This is a genomic window from Bacillus cereus group sp. Bce019, from assembly GCF_051781745.1.
GTDB classification, from domain to species: domain Bacteria; phylum Bacillota; class Bacilli; order Bacillales; family Bacillaceae_G; genus Bacillus_A; species Bacillus_A cereus.
Window position 1 is genome coordinate 1 of the sequence record NZ_JBPWJX010000062.1, and the last position, 465, is coordinate 465.

Consider the following 465-nt stretch of genomic DNA (forward strand, 5'->3'; position numbering starts at 1 on the left):
TATTGAACTGCACCCCAATTGTTAGACACAGTCTAACAATTGGAGGTGTAGTTTTTTTATGACTAAATTTACTTCAGAAGACAAAATGAATGCAGTAATACATTATCAAGATGGAAGTGAGAGTATAAAAGATATTGCGAAATCATTGGGAGCGAATCACGAAGTGGTTCGCATGTGGATAAAACAATTTGAATATCATGGAATCCAGGCCTTTAAAAAAGGCTATACAACGTATTCTGCACAGTATAAACTAGACGTACTAAATTATATGTTCGAAAATGGGACGTCTCCAAACGAAACGGCAGTTATTTTTAATATTTCTTCACCTGGACTTATTAGAAAATGGCGTATTCAGCTACATCAAAAAGGAGTAGACGCCCTTAAATCGAAGAAAAAGGGGCGTCAATCTATGACTAAGGACAATCAAAAATCAATTAAGAAACAAACACAAACAGAAGAGTCAGT

Annotated in this window: 1 protein-coding gene; it reads left to right on the top strand. The window is 35.1% G+C overall.

What is annotated here, in order from left to right; all coding sequences use genetic code 11:
- Positions 1-58: 58 nt before the first annotated feature.
- On the top strand, positions 59-465 hold a 407-nt coding region (locus ACS2QP_RS27395), incomplete at its 3' end, for a transposase (RefSeq protein ID WP_438883020.1).